The organism is Reyranella sp. (genome assembly GCF_965229815.1).
Taxonomy (GTDB): Bacteria; Pseudomonadota; Alphaproteobacteria; order Reyranellales; family Reyranellaceae; genus Reyranella.
The window spans coordinates 1,694,694-1,711,241 of sequence record NZ_CBDDJN010000002.1 but is presented as its reverse complement, the minus strand read 5'-3'; the positions used below and the strand labels follow the sequence as shown (position 1 = coordinate 1,711,241).

16 protein-coding genes are annotated in these 16,548 nt (G+C 70.4%); 6 read left to right on the top strand and 10 right to left on the bottom strand.

The genetic code is table 11. The features are described 5' to 3' along the window. Positions 1-5 precede the first annotated feature (5 nt). The 4 genes from ACO073_RS08645 (at position 6) to ACO073_RS08630 (ending at position 4,089) form a co-directional block, all read left to right on the top strand. Complete coding sequence (locus tag ACO073_RS08645; RefSeq protein WP_421996780.1) at positions 6-2,372, top strand: heavy metal translocating P-type ATPase; 2,367 nt, start codon at positions 6-8, stop codon at positions 2,370-2,372. Between the two features lie 66 nt (positions 2,373-2,438). Beyond that, a complete protein-coding gene (locus ACO073_RS08640) occupies positions 2,439-2,780 on the top strand; it encodes a hypothetical protein (protein WP_421996779.1) in 342 nt (113 codons plus the stop codon). 48 nt (positions 2,781-2,828) lie between these two features. Next, positions 2,829-3,743, top strand: coding sequence for a TerC family protein (locus tag ACO073_RS08635; RefSeq protein WP_421996778.1), 915 nt, complete (start codon positions 2,829-2,831; stop codon positions 3,741-3,743). A gap of 76 nt (positions 3,744-3,819) precedes the next feature. Further along, complete coding sequence (locus ACO073_RS08630; RefSeq protein WP_421996777.1) at positions 3,820-4,089, top strand: hypothetical protein; 270 nt, start codon at positions 3,820-3,822, stop codon at positions 4,087-4,089. A gap of 9 nt (positions 4,090-4,098) precedes the next feature. Here ACO073_RS08630 and ACO073_RS08625 read toward each other — a convergent pair whose 3' ends face one another. Genes ACO073_RS08625 through kdpF form a run of 8 tightly spaced genes read right to left on the bottom strand, consistent with a single transcriptional unit; the run spans position 4,099 to position 13,312 of the window. Next, the gene (locus ACO073_RS08625; protein ID WP_421996776.1) at positions 4,099-5,007 is read right to left on the bottom strand and encodes a phosphoribosylaminoimidazolesuccinocarboxamide synthase; all 909 of its coding nucleotides are present in this window, start codon (positions 5,005-5,007) and stop codon (positions 4,099-4,101) included. 28 nt (positions 5,008-5,035) lie between these two features. Then, positions 5,036-5,428, bottom strand: coding sequence for a carboxymuconolactone decarboxylase family protein (locus ACO073_RS08620; RefSeq protein WP_421996775.1), 393 nt, complete (start codon positions 5,426-5,428; stop codon positions 5,036-5,038). A gap of 58 nt (positions 5,429-5,486) precedes the next feature. Then, a complete protein-coding gene (locus ACO073_RS08615; protein WP_421996774.1) occupies positions 5,487-6,170 on the bottom strand; it encodes a response regulator in 684 nt (227 codons plus the stop codon). Next, on the bottom strand, positions 6,167-8,845 hold the full coding sequence (locus tag ACO073_RS08610; RefSeq protein WP_421996773.1) for an ATP-binding protein: 2,679 nt from the start codon (positions 8,843-8,845) through the stop codon (positions 6,167-6,169). The genes ACO073_RS08615 and ACO073_RS08610 overlap by 4 nt, the downstream gene beginning before the upstream one ends. A gap of 15 nt (positions 8,846-8,860) precedes the next feature. Then, positions 8,861-9,418, bottom strand: coding sequence for a potassium-transporting ATPase subunit KdpC (kdpC, locus tag ACO073_RS08605; RefSeq protein WP_421996772.1), 558 nt, complete (start codon positions 9,416-9,418; stop codon positions 8,861-8,863). A 24-nt stretch (positions 9,419-9,442) separates the two neighbouring features. Continuing rightward, the gene (kdpB, locus tag ACO073_RS08600; RefSeq protein WP_421996771.1) at positions 9,443-11,491 is read right to left on the bottom strand and encodes a potassium-transporting ATPase subunit KdpB; all 2,049 of its coding nucleotides are present in this window, start codon (positions 11,489-11,491) and stop codon (positions 9,443-9,445) included. An 11-nt stretch (positions 11,492-11,502) separates the two neighbouring features. Further along, entirely contained in the window at positions 11,503-13,212 is a 1,710-nt protein-coding gene (gene kdpA / locus ACO073_RS08595) for a potassium-transporting ATPase subunit KdpA (protein WP_421996770.1), read from the bottom strand. Between the two features lie 10 nt (positions 13,213-13,222). Further along, complete coding sequence (kdpF, locus tag ACO073_RS08590; protein WP_421996769.1) at positions 13,223-13,312, bottom strand: K(+)-transporting ATPase subunit F; 90 nt, start codon at positions 13,310-13,312, stop codon at positions 13,223-13,225. A 252-nt stretch (positions 13,313-13,564) separates the two neighbouring features. Here kdpF and ACO073_RS08585 point away from each other — a divergent pair, with 252 nt between their 5' ends. Further along, on the top strand, positions 13,565-15,442 hold the full coding sequence (locus tag ACO073_RS08585; protein WP_421997415.1) for a potassium transporter Kup: 1,878 nt from the start codon (positions 13,565-13,567) through the stop codon (positions 15,440-15,442). Between the two features lie 27 nt (positions 15,443-15,469). On the opposite strand, the gene ACO073_RS08580 is transcribed toward ACO073_RS08585, so the two are convergent. Then, the gene (locus ACO073_RS08580) at positions 15,470-15,724 is read right to left on the bottom strand and encodes a hypothetical protein (RefSeq protein ID WP_421996768.1); all 255 of its coding nucleotides are present in this window, start codon (positions 15,722-15,724) and stop codon (positions 15,470-15,472) included. After that, entirely contained in the window at positions 15,721-16,218 is a 498-nt protein-coding gene (locus ACO073_RS08575; RefSeq protein ID WP_421996767.1) for a hypothetical protein, read from the bottom strand. The genes ACO073_RS08580 and ACO073_RS08575 overlap by 4 nt, the downstream gene beginning before the upstream one ends. 89 nt (positions 16,219-16,307) lie before the next feature. Here ACO073_RS08575 and hemP point away from each other — a divergent pair, with 89 nt between their 5' ends. Continuing rightward, the gene (gene hemP, locus ACO073_RS08570; RefSeq protein ID WP_421996766.1) at positions 16,308-16,490 is read left to right on the top strand and encodes a hemin uptake protein HemP; all 183 of its coding nucleotides are present in this window, start codon (positions 16,308-16,310) and stop codon (positions 16,488-16,490) included. Positions 16,491-16,548 lie beyond the last annotated feature (58 nt).

The window sequence follows — 16,548 nt, the reverse complement described above, 5'->3', positions numbered from 1 at the left end:
CAAGCATGGCTCACGACTGCTGCTCCGGGCATGCCGCCCACGATCACCGGCATCATCACCACGGGTCCGCCGCCGACGCGGCGGCGACCGCCACCGACCCGGTGTGCGGCATGTCGGTGAAGATCGACGGCGCCCGCCACACGACCGAGCACGAGGGCCGTCCCTATTACTTCTGCAGCGCCCGCTGCCTCGGGAAGTTCACTGCCGAGCCCGACCGCTACCTGAAGTCCGCCGCCGCGCCGGCCGAGGAAGCGCCGCCGGGCACGATCTTCACCTGCCCCATGCATCCGGAGATCCGCCAGGTCGGGCCGGGGAGCTGCCCGATCTGCGGCATGGCGCTCGAGCCCGAGCTGGTGACGGCGGAGGCCCAGCCGAATCCCGAGCTCGACGACATGCGACGCCGCCTGTGGATCGGGCTGGTGCTTTCGGTGCCGGTGGTGGTGCTGGAGATGGGCGGCCATCTCGCCGGATTGCACACGCTGGTCCCGCCGGCGGTCTCGAACTGGATCCAGTTCGCGCTGGCGACGCCGGTCGTCCTGTGGGCCGGCTGGCCCTTCTTCGTGCGCGGCTGGCAGTCGCTGCGGACGCGACATCTCAACATGTTCACGCTGATCGCCATGGGCACCGGCGTCGCCTGGCTCTACAGCGTGGTGGCCGTCGCCCTTCCCGACCTGTTCCCGGCAGCCTTCCGAGGCCCCGACGGCACGGTGGCGGCCTACTTCGAGGCGGCGGCGGTGATCACGGTGCTGGTGCTGGTCGGGCAGGTGCTGGAGCTGCGCGCCCGCGAGCAGACGTCGGGCGCCATCCGCGCCCTGCTCGACCTCGCGCCCAAGACGGCCCGGCGCCTCAAGTCCGACGGCGGCGAGGAGGAGGTGGCGCTCGACGCGATCGCAGTCGGCGACCGCCTGCGGGTGCGGCCCGGCGAGAAGGTGCCGGTCGACGGCGAGGTGGTCGACGGCCGCTCGGCGCTGGACGAATCGATGGTCACCGGCGAATCCATGCCGGTCACCAAGGAGCGCGGCGCGGCGGTGATCGGCGGCACGCTGAACACAACCGGCGCGCTGGTGATCCGCGCCGACAAGGTCGGCCGCGACACGATGCTGTCCCGCATCGTCCAGATGGTGGCGGCAGCGCAGCGCTCGCGCGCGCCCATCCAGCGCCTGGCCGACCAGGTCGCCGGCTGGTTCGTGCCCGCGGTGATCGCCGTGGCGCTGGTCGCCTTCGCGGCCTGGGCCCTGTTCGGGCCGCAGCCGCGGCTGGCCTACGGGCTGGTGGCCGCCGTTACCGTGCTGATCATCGCCTGCCCCTGCGCGCTCGGGCTGGCCACGCCGATGTCGATCATGGTCGGAGTCGGCCGCGGCGCCCAGGAAGGCGTGCTGATCAAGAACGCCGAGGCGCTGGAACGGATGGAGCGCGTCGACACGCTGGTCGTCGACAAGACCGGCACCCTGACCGAGGGCAGGCCCCGGCTCGTGTCGATCGCCACCGCCCCGGGGGTCGACGAGCCGGAAGCGCTGCGCCTCGCGGCCAGCCTCGAGGCCGCCAGCGAGCATCCGCTGGCCCAGGCGATCGTCGCCGCCGCCCGCGAACGCAAGCTCGCGACGGCGGAGGCCGCCGACTTCGATTCGCCGACCGGCAAGGGCGTCCTGGGCACGGTCGAGGGCCGCAGGCTGGTGCTGGGCAACGGCCGCTTCCTCGGCGAGCACGGCATCGCCGTCGAGGCGCTCGAAGCCGACGCCGAAACCCAGCGCCGCGAGGGCGCGACGGCGGTCTTCCTCGGCATCGACGGCCAGGCGGCGGCGGTCCTCGCCATCGCCGATCCGGTGAAGGCCACGACCGAGGCGGCGCTCCGCTCACTGGCCGCCGAGAAGGTGCGCGTGGTCATGCTGACCGGCGACAACCGCACGACCGCCGAGGCCGTGGCGCGGCGCCTCGGCATCACCGAGGTCGAGGCCGAGGTCCTGCCCGACCAGAAGAGCGCCGTGGTCGAGAAGCTGCGGGCCGAGGGACGCGTCGTCGCCATGGCCGGCGACGGCGTGAACGACGCGCCGGCCCTGGCGGCGGCCGATGTCGGCATCGCCATGGGAACCGGCACCGACGTGGCGATCGAGAGCGCCGGCGTCACCCTGCTCAAGGGCGACCTTACCGGGATCGTGCGGGCGCGGCGGCTGTCGCAGGCGACGATGCGCAACATCCGGCAGAACCTGTTCTTCGCCTTCTGCTACAACGCCGCCGGCGTGCCGATCGCGGCCGGCCTGCTCTACCCCTTCTTCGGCATTCTCCTGTCGCCGATCGTGGGTGCGGCCGCCATGGCGCTGTCCTCGGTGAGCGTGGTCGGCAACGCGCTGCGGCTGCGCCGGGTCGGCCTCTGAGCGCCGGACAGGCCAACCCGTCCGTTTTCGCTTGAAAGGCCCGGCCGATCGCCCGACATAGGCGGGATGCTGCTCGTCCACCGCTCGCCTCGCGGCCGCAACGCCGTCCGGACCGTGTCCGGCGGCGGCGCGCTGTTCGTGATGTCGGTGGTGGCCTGCATGGTCCTGGCCTCGTTCGGCGAGGCCGTGGACCCGCTCTCCCTGGGCGAAGCCGGGCTCGAGTTCGCCGCCCTCGACGGCGTGGGCGAATTCTCCCTGCTGGCGCTGCACCACTGGCACCTGCTGCAGTTCCTGTTCGCGGGCGCCGTGCTGGCCGTGGCGCTCACGCTCCTGCGCATCTTCGCCCTGCCCTTCCTGCGCCGCCTGCGGGCCGTCCCGCCGCGCGCCATCGACAAGGTGCCGATCTAGCTCCGGACAAAAGACCGCCTTCCCGCGTCCTTTGCCTTCGGAGATCTCATGGAAACCGATTTCTTTTCGGCCGCCTTCCTGTCGGCCCTGCTCGCCATCGTCCTGATCGACCTCGTCCTGGCGGGCGACAATGCGCTGGTCATCGGCCTGGTGGCCCGCAACCTGCCCAAACACACCCAGCGGAAGGTCATCCTCTGGGGCACGTTCGGCGCCATCGCCGTGCGCGCCCTCATGGCCATCCTCGTCGTCTACATCCTCGACGTGCCGGGCTTCATGCTGGCGGGCGGCCTCGCCCTCATCTGGATCGCCCGCAAGCTGCTCATGCCCGAGGAGCACGGCGACGCCGACTCGCTCGTCAAGGCCCCGGCCACCACCTTTGCCGGCGCCCTGCGCACGATCGTGATCGCCGATGCGGTGATGGGCATCGACAACGTCCTGGCGATCGGCGGCGCGGCCAGCGGCAGCATCCTGCTGATCCTGCTCGGCCTCGCGATCAGCGTTCCGATCATCGTCTGGGGCAGCCAGCTCGTGATCCGCCTGGTCGACCGCTATCCCTCGGTCATCCTGCTGGGCGGCGCGGTGCTGGCCTGGACCGGCTACACGATGATCGTGCGCGAGCCCCTGGTCGCACCCTGGCTGAAGGACCATGCCGCGCTCCGGCCGCTGATCGCGGTGCTGGTCTTCTCGCTCTCGCTCTCGCCCTGGTGGTCGGCCCGCCTGCCCGCGAGGTTCCGGCCCCTGGTCGTGCTGCTGCCGGCGATCCTGATCTGGCTGCTGGCCTTCGAGGTCGCTGCCAGCCTGTGGAGCCGGCCGCTCGACTACCTGCTGGCAACCGATACCGGCGGCTATCTGCTGGAGGCCGTGCGCTGGCTGGGATGGCTGCCGCTGGCGGTCGCCGGCCTGTGGCTGCGCGAGCGGTTTGCGGGGCGCCGCGGCACGCTCGCCGGAACCGCGCGGCCGTGACAATGGATTCCGGCACCCGGTCCGCCGGACCGGGTGCCGCCTTGCCGGCGCGCCGGCTTGCTCTTACGAGAGCCCGATGAAACGCCTTCCACTGGGCTGCACGCTGGCCGCCCTGGTTCTCGGTTCGATGCCGGCGGCGGCGCAGAAAAGCGACGCCGCCTACTGCGCCGAGCTCTCCAGCCTCTACCGCCGCTACCTCGGCAATACCGCGCAGGGCCGCAACTTCCCCGATGTGTCGGCCTCGGTCGCGATGGACGAGTGCCAGAAGGGCAACACCGCAGCCGGCATCCCGGTGCTGGAGAAGAAGCTGCGCGACGCCCGTTTCACCCTGCCCAGCCGGAACTGAGGCGCGACGCTACACGATCGCCAGCGCCTCGCCGGTGAGGCGCCGGTAGGCTTCGAGGTAGCGCCGGCTGGTCGCGTCGACCACCGCCTGCGGCAGCGCCGGCGGCGGCGCGTCGCCGTTCCAGCGGCCGGCGTGCCGCTCGACGTCGAGCCAGTCGCGCAGCGGCTGCTTGTCGAAGCTGGGCTGCGGCTTGCCGGGCGCGTAGCCGTCGAGCGGCCAGAACCGCGAACTGTCCGGCGTCATGACCTCGTCGATCAGCAGGATCTCGCCCGAGGCGGTGCGGCCGAACTCGAACTTGGTGTCGGCGATGATGATGCCCTGCCCGAGCGCCGCGTCGCGGCCGGTCGTGTAGACCTGCCGGCTCAGCCGCTCGAGCTCGGCGGTGACGTCGCGGCCCAGCACCTCCGCCATGCGGCCCACGGTGATGTTCTCGTCGTGGCCGGTCTCCGCCTTGGTCGCCGGGCTGAAGATCGGCGGGTCGAGCCGGCTGCTCTCCTGCAGGCCCGCCGGCAATGGCTCGCCGGCCAGCGTTCCCGCCTTGGCGTACTCCCGCCAGGCCGAGCCCGACAGGTAGCCGCGGATCACGCATTCGACGGGGAAGACGGTGGTGCGCCGGCACAGCATGGCGCGACCGGCGATCGCCGCCTCGTGTCCGGCGAGCGCCGGGACGGCGGCCACGATCGCCGCGGCGTCGGCGGCGATCATGTGGTGCTTCACCACGCCCTCGAGACGGCGGAACCACCAGGCGCTGACCTGGGTCAGCACGGCGCCCTTCATCGGGATGGGCTCGGCCATCACCACGTCGTAGGCGCTCACCCGGTCGGTCGCGACCAGCAGCAGCCGCTGGTCGTCGACCTCGTACACATCGCGAACCTTGCCGCGGGCGATCCGCCTAAGCGGCAGATCGCTCGTTGTCATCAGCATCCTTGCTCCCCCGATTGCCGCGTCACGCTTCGTGACGCATCTCCTCGAACAGCTCCTTGGCCGTCAGCAGGCCCTCGCGCACCGACGGCAGGCCGATATAGCCGCCGAGATGCAGCAGCGCCTCCGACAGCTCGTCCTCGGTCCAGCCCTGGTTGCGCGCCATGCGCAGATGGATCTTGAGCTCGGGCCAGCGCGCCTGGGCGGTGTCCGAGACGACGCAGATCAGGGCGCGGGTCTTGAGGTCGAGGCCCGGCCGGCTCCACAGCATGCCGAACACCGCCTCGCGGGCATAGTCGCCGAACTTCTGCATGATGGGATCGCTGTAGACCGACTTGTTCATCTGGTCGGCGTACTTGGCGCCCATCAGCTTGCTGCGGATCTCGGTGCCCTTCTTGTAGTTCTCGCTCTCGGCCATCGTTCCCTCCTGGTGGAGGCGGGAGCGTAGAGCATCAAGGGTCAAGCGGGAAACAGGGTCAGACCAGCCGGTAGCCCACGCCGGGCTCGGTCAGGACATGGCGCGGCGTCGCGGGATCGGCCTCGACCTTCTGGCGGAGCTGGCGGACATAGACCCGCAGGTATTGGGGATCGACCGATTCGTCGCGCCACACCTCGCGCAGCAGGTGGCGATGGGTCAGCACCTTGCCGGCGTGGATCGCGAGCTGTTCCAGGATGTCGTACTCCTTGGGCGAGAGCCTGATGTCCTCCCCGTCGCGCTTCACGATCCGGCGCACCAGGTCGATGCCGAGATCGCCGCTCGCGAAGGTCCGCTCGGCGCCCTGCTGCTGCAGGCGGTGGCGCAGCGCCGCGCGCAGGCGCGCCATCAGCTCCTCGGCGCCGAACGGCTTGGTGACATAGTCGTCGGCCCCTGCGTCGAGCGCCGCCACCTTCGCCGCCTCCTCGCCGCGGCTCGACAGCACGACGATCGGCACGGGCGAGATCGCGCGGATGCGGCCGATCAGTTCCTGGCCGTCGATGTCCGGCAGGCCGAGATCGAGCAGCACCAGGTCGGGGCGGTGATGGCGCAGCGCCGACAGCGCCTCCGCGCCGGTGGCGGCCTCCACGGTACGATAGTCGTGCGCGCCGAGGGTCGCCCGCAGCAGGCGGCGGATCGGCGGCTCGTCGTCCACGATCAGGATGGTGGCGTCGTCGGTCGTCATGCCGGGAAGCTCACGATGAATTCCGCCCCCGTGCGGTCGGTCCGGTTGCGGGCCGTGATGGTGCCACCCTGCGCCTCCACGAAGCCCCTGGCGATCGCGAGCCCCAGGCCGGTGCCGGCACGGCGGCGATCGCCATCGTCGGCACGATAGAACTTGTCGAACAGGTGCGGCAATGCCTCGGCCGGAATGCCGGGCCCTTCGTCGCGCACCGCGATCTCGACACGACCGTCGACGCGGCGCGCCGCGACCTCGATGCGGCCGCCCGAGGGCGCGTACTTGGCGGCATTGTCCAGAAGGTTGAAGAGCGCCTGCTCGGCCAGCACGAAATCGAGCGAAAGCGACGGCAATCCCGGTTCCACCGAGGTCTCGACCACATGCTCCTCCAGGAGGGGCCGGGCGCGGCGCAGCACGGTCGAGACCAGGTCGCCGGCATCCACCGGCTCGCGCCGCGGCACGATGGCACCGGCATCGAGGCGGGTCATGTCGAGCAGGTTTCCGACGAAGCGGTCGAGCCGCCGCGCCTCGCTCAGGGCGGTGCCCAGGAGATCGCGCCGCGTCGCATCGTCGTAGCGGTCGCCGTAGCTCTGCAGGCTCGAGAGCGAGCCGATGATCGAGGCGAGCGGCGTGCGCAGGTCGTGGCTCACCGAGGTCAGCATCGCCGAGCGCAGCTTCTCCCGCTCCTCGCCCAGCCGCGCCTGTTCGATGTCCTCGGCGAGGATGACGCGCTCGATGGCCACGGCAGCCTGGTCGCCCACCGCGTCGAGCAGGCGCCGGTCGCGCTCGCCGAGGCCGCCGCCGTCGTTCTTCGCCAGCACGCCGACGACGGCGATCGCGGCGCGGCTGGTGCGGATGGGCACGAACAGCCAGCGCCCGCCCGGCAGCGTGTCGGTGCCGCGGCCGGTGGGACGGTCGGCATCCCACGACCAGCGCGCTGCCGCCAGCTCGGCATCGTTCAGCGCGTCGTCCGGCGGGAAGGCGGCGCGCACGTCGAGCTTGCCGCGCGCCGGCCCCTCGCTCCCATCCGGCATCAGGATCACCACGTCGGCGTTGAGGAGCCGCGCCAGGTGGGTCACCACGATCCACAGCAGGTCGTAGAGGTCGACGACGCCGGCGATCTTGCGGCTGAAGGCATAGAGATCGGCCGTGATGCGGGCCTCGCGCCGCGCCGCCACCGTCCGCGAGCGCGTGCCGGCGGCCAGCGTGCTGGCCATGATCGCGACCAGCATGAACAGCAGCAGCGCGACCACGTTGGCGGGATCGTGGATGGTGAACTCGTAGAGCGGCGGCAGGAAGCAGAAGTTGTAGGCGAGCACGCTCAGCGCCGACACCCAGAGCGACGGCACCAGCCCGTGCCGCGCCGCCGCCACCAGCACCGGCAGCACGTAGACCAGGGAGATGTTGGGCAGCACGATCCAGGCGTCGATCAGCTTGCCGAGCGCGGTCGCGGCCGTCGTCGTCAGGATGCCCTCGAGGTAGGGTCCGGGCGTCAGCGGCACGTCGCGCAGCCAGTCGGTGGGACCGCCGGGCGGCTGCTCTTCGCCCGACGGCGCCACCTCGATGGCAAGGCCGGAGCCGCTGCGCACCAGGTCGTCGACCACCGAGCCGTGACGCATCTCGAACCAGCGCGAGCGCCGCGACTTGCCGACCACCACGCGCGTGGCATTGCGCGAGCGGGCGAAGGCCAGGATCTCCTCGACCACCGAGCGGCCGGGCAGGGTGACGACCTCGGCCCCCAGCTCGGTCGCCAGCCGCATGGTCTCGGCAAGATGGCCGCGCTCGGCCTCGCTCAGGGAGGTATGGCGGTCGGTCTCGACATAGAGCGCGATGAGCTCGGCATCGAGGCCGACGGCGGTGCGCCGGGCGGCGCGCACGGCGTTGGCGGCGGCGGGGCTGGGATCGATGCAGACGATGACGCGTTCGCCGGCCGCCCACGGGCCGGTGATGGCGTGTTCGCGCATGTAGCTCAGCATCTGCCCGTCGACGCGTTCGGCGGTGCGCCGCAGCGCAAGCTCGCGCAGCGCCGTCAGGTTGCCGGGCGAGAAGTAGTGCCGCAGCGCGCGCTGCGCCTGCTCGCGCACATAGACCTTTCCCTCGCGCAGGCGCGCCATCAGATCGGCCGGCGTGAGGTCGACGAGCTCGACCTCGTCCGCCGCATCGACGATGCGGTCGGGCACCGTCTCGCGCACGCGGATGCGGGTGATGCGCGCCACCACGTCGTTCAGGCTCTCGACGTGCTGCACGTTCATGGTGGAATAGACGTCGATGCCGGCCGCCAGCAGCTCCTCGACGTCGATGTAGCGCTTGGGATGGCGGCTGCCCGGCGCGTTGGTATGGGCGAGCTCGTCGACCAGGACCAGCGCCGGCCGGCGCTTCAGGATGGCGTCGAGATCCATCTCCTGCAGCACCCGGCCCTTGTACTCGACCGGACGGCGGGCGACGACCTCGAGTCCGGCGAGCTGCGCCTCGGTCTCGGCGCGGCCGTGCGTCTCGACGACGCCGACCACGACGTCCACCCCCTCCTTCTGCCGGCGGCGTGCCTCCGACAGCATCTCGTAGGTCTTGCCCACGCCGGGCGCGGCGCCGAGGAAGATCTTGAGCTTGCCGCGAGTCTCCTTCTCCGCCGCCTTCAGGAGAGCGTCGGGCGAAGGACGGCTCTCCTCACCGTGACTGGCCATGCACCGCGATCATTGTCACTGCCGGGGCAGGGCGTCGAGCGCCAGGTTGAGCGCCAGGACGTTGACCCGCCTCTCCCCCAGCACGCCCAGTACCCGCCCTTCGGTATGCTGCGCCACCAGACGCTGCACCTCGGCCTCCGGCAGATTGCGAGCCCTGGCCACGCGGGCGACCTGCCAGGCCGCAGAGTCAGGCGAGATGTGCGGGTCGAGTCCGCTGCCCGAGGTCGTCACCAGGTCGACCGGCACGCCCTTGCCGAGCCTGCCGACATCCTCCTTCACGCGCTCGATCAGCGCCTTGGAGGTCGGGCCGAGGTTGGAGCCCGAGGAGGCCGCGGCGTCGTAGGGCGTGCTGCCCGTCGCCGACGGCCGGCCCTGGAAATACCGGTCCTCGGTGAAGTTCTGGCCGATCAGGCTGGAGCCGACGATCTTGCCGTCGTGCACGATCAGCGAGCCGGCGGCCTGGGCCGGGAACAGAGTGGCGGCCAGGCCCGTCATGGCCAGCGGGTAGGCGAGCCCCGTGAGCACGGTCATCAGCAGCAGGATGACGATCGAGGCGCGGATGGATCGAAGCATGACTTACTCCTTCAAGCCGGGGATTCAGGCGAGCCCGGCGGCGGCGACCAGGACATCGATCAGCTTGATGCCGACGAACGGCACGATCAGGCCGCCAACGCCGTAGATCAGCAGGTTGCGCCGCAGCAGCGCCGCCGCGCCGCTCGGCCTGTACTGCACGCCGCGGAGGGCCAGCGGGATCAGGGCGACGATGATCAGCGCGTTGAAGATGATGGCCGAGAGGATGGCCGACTGGGGCGTGGCGAGCTGCATGAAGTTGAGCGCGTCGAGCTGCGGATAGAAGGCGATGAACATCGCCGGGATGATGGCGAAGTACTTGGCGACGTCGTTGGCGATCGAGAAGGTGGTGAGCGCGCCGCGCGTCATCAGGAGCTGCTTGCCGATCGCCACGATCTCGATGAGCTTGGTCGGGTCGCTGTCGAGGTCGACCATGTTGCCGGCCTCGCGTGCCGCCGAGGTGCCGGTCTGCATCGCCACGCCGACATCGGCCTGGGCCAGGGCCGGCGCGTCGTTGGTGCCGTCGCCGCACATCGCCACCAGCTTGCCCTGGGCCTGCTCCTCGCGGATCAGCCGGAGCTTGGCCTCGGGCGTCGCCTGCGCCAGGAAATCGTCGACCCCCGCCTCGGCGGCGATCGCGGCCGCGGTCAGCGGATTGTCGCCGGTGATCATGACGGTGCGGATGCCCATGGCCCGCAACTCGGTGAAGCGCTCGCGGATGCCGCCCTTGACGATATCCTTGAGGTAGACGACGCCCAGGATCCGGCCGTCGGCCGACACGGCGAGCGGCGTGCCGCCCTCGCGGCCGATGCGGCCGGCGATGCGCTCCACCTCCTCGACCGGCACGACGACGCCGCGGCTGCGGGCGTGCTCCAGGACCGCGTCGACCGCGCCCTTGCGGATCGTCGCCCCGTCGATGTCGACGCCGCTCATGCGGGTCTGGGCGGTGAACGGCACGAAGCTGGCGTTGCGCTCACCGACATCGACGCCGCGGAGGCCATGCCGCTCCTTCGCCAGCACGACGATCGAGCGGCCCTCCGGCGTCTCGTCGGCGAGGCTCGCGAGATGGGCCGCGCGCGCCAGCTCCTGCTCGCTCACGCCCGCCACCGGCAGGAACTCGGTGGCGTGGCGGTTGCCCAGCGTGATCGTGCCGGTCTTGTCGAGCAGCAGCGTGTCGACGTCGCCCGCCGCCTCGACGGCGCGGCCCGACAGGGACAGCACGTTGAAGCGCACCAGCCGGTTCATCCCGGCGATGCCGATCGCCGACAGGAGTGCGCCGATCGTCGTCGGGATGAGGGTCACGAACAGCGCGATCAGCACGACGACCGATACGCTGCCCCCGGCATAGGCGGCGAAGCCGGGGATGGTGACGACCGCCAGCACGAAGATCAGCGTGAAGGCGGCGAGCAGCACCGACAAGGCGAGCTCGTTGGGCGTCTTGGCCCGCGCCGCGCCCTCCACCAGGGCGATCATGCGGTCGAGGAAGCTCGAGCCCTGCTCGGCGGTGATGCGCACCTTGATGAGGTCGGACAGGACGCGCGTGCCGCCGGTGACGGCCGAGCGGTCGCCGCCGGCCTCGCGGATCACCGGCGCGGATTCTCCGGTGATGGCCGATTCGTCGATCGTGGCCATGCCCTCGACGATCTCGCCGTCACCCGGCACCAGGTCGCCGGCCTCGACCAGCACGCGGTCGCCGACCTTCAGTCCGTCGGCGCGCACCAGCTCGAACAGATCGTCGACGCCCAGCAGCAGCTTGGCGCGCGTCTCGGTGCGCATGCGGCGCAGCGTGTCGGCCTGGGCCTTGCCGCGGCCCTCGGCCACCGCCTCGGCGAAAGTAGCGAACAGCACCGTGACCCACAGCCAGGCGACGATCTGGATCTCGAAGCCGATGTGCGGTGCGCCGGCCGCGATGTCGCGCGCCAGGATGATCGTGGCCACCAGCGCCACCATCTCGACCGTGAACATTACGGGGTTCCTAACCAGCTCTCGCGGGTCGAGCTTGGCGAAGCTCGCCCCGATGGCGGGTTTCAGGATGGCCGCGTCGAACAGCGACGGCGACTTGTCTTTCTTGCTCATGACAACGCCTCTCAGAACAGCGTGCCGGCGAGCAGCGCGTAGTGCTCGGCGATGGGGCCCAGCGCGAGCGCCGGCAGGAAGGTGAGTCCGCCCACGATCAGGATGGCGCCCACCAGCAGGCCGACGAACAGCCCCCCGTGCGTGGGGAAGGTGCCGACCGAGGCTGCCGCCTTGGGCTTGGCGGCCAATGAGCCGGCAACCGCCAGCATCGGGACGATCATCGCAAACCGGCCGATCAGCATGCCGATCGCCAGCGTGGCGTTGTAGAAGAGCGTGTTGGCCGACAGGCCGGCGAAGGCGCTGCCGTTGTTGCCGGCGGCCGACGTGTAGCCGTAGAGGATCTCGCTGAAGCCGTGCGGGCCGGCGTTGAGCGGCCCCGCGAGCCCCGCGGGCGCGACCGTCGCCACCGCGGCGAAGCCCAGGATCGCCAGCGGCGGTGCCAGGATGGCCAGCATGGTGAACTTCACCTCGCGCGCCTCGATCTTCTTGCCGACGTACTCCGGCGTGCGGCCGACCATCAGCCCGGCCAGGAAGATCGCCAGCACGGCGAACAGCAGCATCCCATAGAGGCCGGCACCGACGCCGCCCACGATGATCTCGCCCAGCAGGATGTTGAGCAGCGGGATCATCCCGCCCAGCGGCATGAAGCTGTCATGCATCGAATTGACCGCGCCGCAGGATGCCGCCGTAGTGATGACGGCGAACAGCGCCGACAGAGGGGCGCCGAAGCGCACCTCCTTGCCCTCCATGTTGCCCGCGCTGTTGTCGACCCCCAGCGCCGCCATCAGCGGGTTGCCCCCGGCCTCCGCCCAGTAGGCGACGGCAACGCCCGCCAGGAACAGCGCGCCCATGGCGGCGAGAATCGCCCAACCCTGGCGCTCGTCGCCGACGGCACGGCCGAAGAGGTTGGTGAGCGCCGCGCCGAGGGCGAAGATCGTCACCATCTGCACGAGGTTCGACAGCGCCGTCGGGTTCTCGTAGGGGTGCGCCGAGTTGGCGTTGAAGAAGCCGCCGCCGTTGGTGCCCAGCATCTTGATCGAGAGCTGCGAGGCCACGGGTCCCTGGGCGATGGTCTGCTTGGCGCCCTCCAGCGTCGTGGCATCGACATAGGCCGAGAGAGTCTGCGGCACGCCCTGCCAGACGTAGAACAGGGTCAGCACGACGCAGGCCGGCAGCAGCACGTAGAGCGTGATTCGCACCAGGTCGGCCCAGAAGTTGCCGATGCCCTTGGCGCCGGCGCGCGCGAAGCCGCGCACCAGGGCGACCGCCAGCGCGATGCCGGTGGCGGCGCTCAGGAAGTTCTGCACCGCCAGGCCGGCCATCTGCGACAGGTAGCTCATGGTGGATTCGCCGCCATAGGCCTGCCAGTTGGTGTTGGTGATGAAGCTCATGGCGGTGTTGCCGGCGAGATCGGGCGGCAGCCCCGCCAGATCCTGCGGATTGAGCGGCAGCAGGTCCTGCAGGCGGAGCAGCAGGTAGAGCAGCGCGTAGCCGGCGACGTGGAACACCAGCATGTCGCGGCCATAGGCCAGCCACGACTGGTCGGCGTCGGGATCGATGCCGGCCAGGCGGTAGAAGCCGGTCTCGACCGGCCGCAGCACCGGCGACAGGAACGAGCGCCGGCCGGACAGGACGGTGTCGAGATAGCCCCCCGCCGGGCGCGTCAGCGCCAGAACGATGAGCAAGAAGAGGGCGATCTGCGCCCAGCCGTTCAGGGTCATGGCCGCCGCCTCAGAACTTCTCGGGCCGCGCCAGGGCGACCACGAGATAGGCGAGCAGGAAGAGGGCGAGCGCGCCGCCCAGGAGATAGTCGAGGGTCATGGCCGGCTCACAGACGGTCGGCGAGATGGGCGTAGGCGATCAGCGCGCAGAGCAGCGCGCCGCCGCCCCCCAGGAACACGAGGTCGAGCATGCGAAACTCCTTCGCGGCCATAGAAGGCGCGGGCGGCGTAGGAATTCGAGGGGAGCGCCCGCGGCGGCGCATATGAATGGCATAGGAACTTTCACATTGACCCTCTAAGAGCCGGTTCAGCAGAATTCGACGGGGTCAGGGGGAGCTTTGGCACGATGAGCATGACGGCGGCGACACGGCCGGCCAGCAAGCGGCGGTCCGCCGGCCTCACCCTCGCCGCGCTCGGCGTCGTGTTCGGCGACATCGGCACCAGCCCGCTCTACACGGTGCAGACCTGCTTCAGCGACTATACCGGCCTTCAGCCGACGCCGGACAACGTGCTCGGCATCCTGTCGATGATCACCTGGGCGCTGATCATCGTCGTCACCGTCAAGTATGTCGGCGTCGTCATGCGCGCCGACAATCACGGCGAGGGCGGCGTGTTGGCGCTGATGGCGCTTGTTTCCGGCGCGCCGCGACGGCGCCGGCGCGTCTATGTCGTCCTCGCCATCGCCGGCGCCGCGCTGTTCTACGGCGACTGCCTGCTCACGCCCGCGATCTCCGTGCTGAGCGCGGTCGAGGGGCTGAACGTCGCCACACCCGACTTCTCGCCGGTGGTGCTGCCGATCGCGGTCGGCGTCCTGACGGCCCTGTTCGCCATCCAGCGCTTCGGCACCAGCGGCATCGGCAACTGGTTCGGGCCGATCATGTTCCTGTGGTTCATCCTGCTGTTCGTGCTCGGCATCCGCCATGTCCTCGAGCACCCCCAGGTCCTCGCCGCCCTGTCGCCGCTGCATGCCGCCGAGTTCGCGCTGCGCCACCAGACCCTGGCCTTCGTGGCGCTGGGCGCCGTGACGCTGGCCCTGACCGGCGCGGAGGCGCTCTATGCCGATCTCGGCCATTTCGGCCGCGGGCCGATCCGCGCGGCCTGGGCCCTCGTCGTGCTGCCGGCGTTGCTGACCAACTACTACGGCCAGGGCGCGCTGCTGCTCGCCGACCCGACGGCGATCGCCAACCCGTTCTTCCGTCTCGCCCCGGACTGGGCGCTCTATCCGCTGGTCGTCGTCGCCACGCTGGCCACCGTGATCGCCTCGCAGGCGACCATCTCGGGCGCCTTCTCGATGGCCCAGCAGGCGACGCTGCTGGGGCTGAGCCCGCGGGCGCGGATCCAGCACACCTCGGCCAGCGAGTCCGGCCAGATCTACGTGCCGGCCGTGAACTGGCTGCAGCTTGCCGGCGTCATCGCCGTCGTCCTCGCGTTCCAGTCCTCATCGAACATCGCCTCGGCCTACGGCATCGCCGTCACCGGCACCATGCTGATAACCACGGTGCTGGTCCTGGCCCTGGCGATACGGCTATGGAAGTGGCCGCTTGTTCTGGTGGTACCGCTTTTCCTGGTGCTGCTGACGGTCGACGGTGCGCTGTTCTCGGCCAACCTGCTGAAATTCACGCATGGCGGCTGGGTGCCGCTGGTCATCGCACTCGCCCTTTTCGCGTGCATGACGACCTGGTACCGCGGTCGGCAGGCCGTCGACAGGCGCGAGAAGGAACGTTCCGTCCCGATCGATCGGCTGCTGGAGACCGTCGAACCGGACAAGGTGTTCCGGCCGCGCGGCACGGCGGTGTACCTGACGACCTACTCCGACTACGGCTCGAACTGCCTGATGCAGAACCTGACGCACAATGGCGTGCTGCACGAGCATGTGGTGCTGCTGACGGTCCAGTGGGCCGGCGATCCCTTCATCGCGCCGGCGGCGCGCCTGCAGGTGAACGAGATCGGCAGCGGCATCTACCGCGCCCTCCTCTGCTACGGCTTCATGGAGCAGCCGCAGGTCGCACGCGACCTCGCCCCGATCGCCGACCACGGCGTGCCCCTCGATCCCGCGCACACGTCGTGGTTCATCGGCCACAACAACGTGGTCAGCGGCGAGAAGCCGCTGCTGCCGATCCTGCAGCGCAAGCTGTTCCTCGTGCTGGTGCGCTTCGCCGCCAGCGCCGGCGACTTCCTCGGCCTGCCGGCCAACCGCACCGTCGAGCTCGGCATCCGCATCGAGGTCTGAGCGGGGTCCGACGGCCAGGCCGGACCGTCACGCGTCGAAGGCGGTGAGCGAGAGCGCGTCGGCGACCGGCGGCTGCAGACCGCGGGACAGGAGGTCGGCGAGACGCGCGAAGATTCGCGATGCCTCGCGGCAGCCGACATCCTGCGCTACCGCCTCGGCCGCGACGTTCAGCAGCGCGTTGCCGGCCACCTCGCGGCATTCGGCCGGCAGCTCGTCCACCGCGTCGGCGATCAGCCGCATGGCAAGCTGCAGGTCGGCGATGCGGCCGTCGGGCGCGCTCAATTGAGCCTCCCCGCCGAGTCGCCCGCGGCCGGCGCGAGCCTCAGCCCCGCCCCGGCCAGCGCCGACGCGAAGGTCTTGAGCCGGATCGCCGCCACGCGCGAGGCGGTCGGCGCCATCAGGCGGTCGAGCGAAGCCTGGAGCGGCCCGTCGAAGTCGCCCTGCGCCAAGCCGCACAGGGCCACGAGGGTCGCCTCGTCGCGGCTCACCGAAGAGCAGGCCGGACGATGGATCTCGATCGCGCGCCGCGCGCCGAACAGGAAGGCATCCATCGCGATCGCGAAGTCGGCAAGCGCCGGCAGCAGGCCCGCGACCTTGAAGCCCTGGTGCAGGGTCGAGCCCTCCATCGGCAGGGCGCGATCCTGCTGCCACTGGCGCAATGCCCACAGCACGAAGCGGTCGCCGATGGGGAGACCGCAGGCGCAGCCCAGGCGGCCACAACCCGGCTTCGGATCGGGATTGAGCGCGCTAAATCCTTGTTCTGCGGGCGTTTGCATGGCTCACCGAGGGTTGGGGGCGGTTGACATTGCGCCAAGTCTATGCGATTGCAAATCAATCTCAACCCAAAAGAAGTGCGACCGGGGCCATGACCCAGCCGACGTCCGCCGTGCAGCCCGACGCAGCGAGAGCCGATGAGAGCCGCGACGCGCCCGTGTCGGTCGACAGCGCCGCGCTGCTGCGCGGCCGGCGCGAGCTGATCATCCGCCACGGCGCCGACACCTATCGCCTGAGGATCACCGCCTCCAACAAGCTGATCCTCACCAAGTAACAAGCAACGAAACCTCCGAGAAGCCATCCCTTCTCGGGCAAACTGCCCAGCCAGCCGA

Excerpts from the sequence above, each read along its gene's own strand:
- ACO073_RS08645 (WP_421996780.1), top strand. The coding sequence starts at position 6 with ATGGCTCACGACTGCTGCTCCGGGCATGCCGCCCACGATCACCGGCAT.
- ACO073_RS08640 (WP_421996779.1), top strand. The coding sequence starts at position 2,439 with ATGCTGCTCGTCCACCGCTCGCCTCGCGGCCGCAACGCCGTCCGGACC.
- ACO073_RS08635 (WP_421996778.1), top strand. The coding sequence starts at position 2,829 with ATGGAAACCGATTTCTTTTCGGCCGCCTTCCTGTCGGCCCTGCTCGCC.
- ACO073_RS08630 (WP_421996777.1), top strand. The coding sequence starts at position 3,820 with ATGAAACGCCTTCCACTGGGCTGCACGCTGGCCGCCCTGGTTCTCGGT.
- ACO073_RS08625 (WP_421996776.1), bottom strand. The coding sequence starts at position 5,007 with ATGACAACGAGCGATCTGCCGCTTAGGCGGATCGCCCGCGGCAAGGTT.
- ACO073_RS08620 (WP_421996775.1), bottom strand. The coding sequence starts at position 5,428 with ATGGCCGAGAGCGAGAACTACAAGAAGGGCACCGAGATCCGCAGCAAG.
- ACO073_RS08615 (WP_421996774.1), bottom strand. The coding sequence starts at position 6,170 with ATGACGACCGACGACGCCACCATCCTGATCGTGGACGACGAGCCGCCG.
- ACO073_RS08610 (WP_421996773.1), bottom strand. The coding sequence starts at position 8,845 with ATGGCCAGTCACGGTGAGGAGAGCCGTCCTTCGCCCGACGCTCTCCTG.
- kdpC (WP_421996772.1), bottom strand. The coding sequence starts at position 9,418 with ATGCTTCGATCCATCCGCGCCTCGATCGTCATCCTGCTGCTGATGACC.
- kdpB (WP_421996771.1), bottom strand. The coding sequence starts at position 11,491 with ATGAGCAAGAAAGACAAGTCGCCGTCGCTGTTCGACGCGGCCATCCTG.
- kdpA (WP_421996770.1), bottom strand. The coding sequence starts at position 13,212 with ATGACCCTGAACGGCTGGGCGCAGATCGCCCTCTTCTTGCTCATCGTT.
- kdpF (WP_421996769.1), bottom strand. The coding sequence starts at position 13,312 with ATGACCCTCGACTATCTCCTGGGCGGCGCGCTCGCCCTCTTCCTGCTC.
- ACO073_RS08585 (WP_421997415.1), top strand. The coding sequence starts at position 13,565 with ATGACGGCGGCGACACGGCCGGCCAGCAAGCGGCGGTCCGCCGGCCTC.
- ACO073_RS08575 (WP_421996767.1), bottom strand. The coding sequence starts at position 16,218 with ATGCAAACGCCCGCAGAACAAGGATTTAGCGCGCTCAATCCCGATCCG.
- hemP (WP_421996766.1), top strand. The coding sequence starts at position 16,308 with ATGACCCAGCCGACGTCCGCCGTGCAGCCCGACGCAGCGAGAGCCGAT.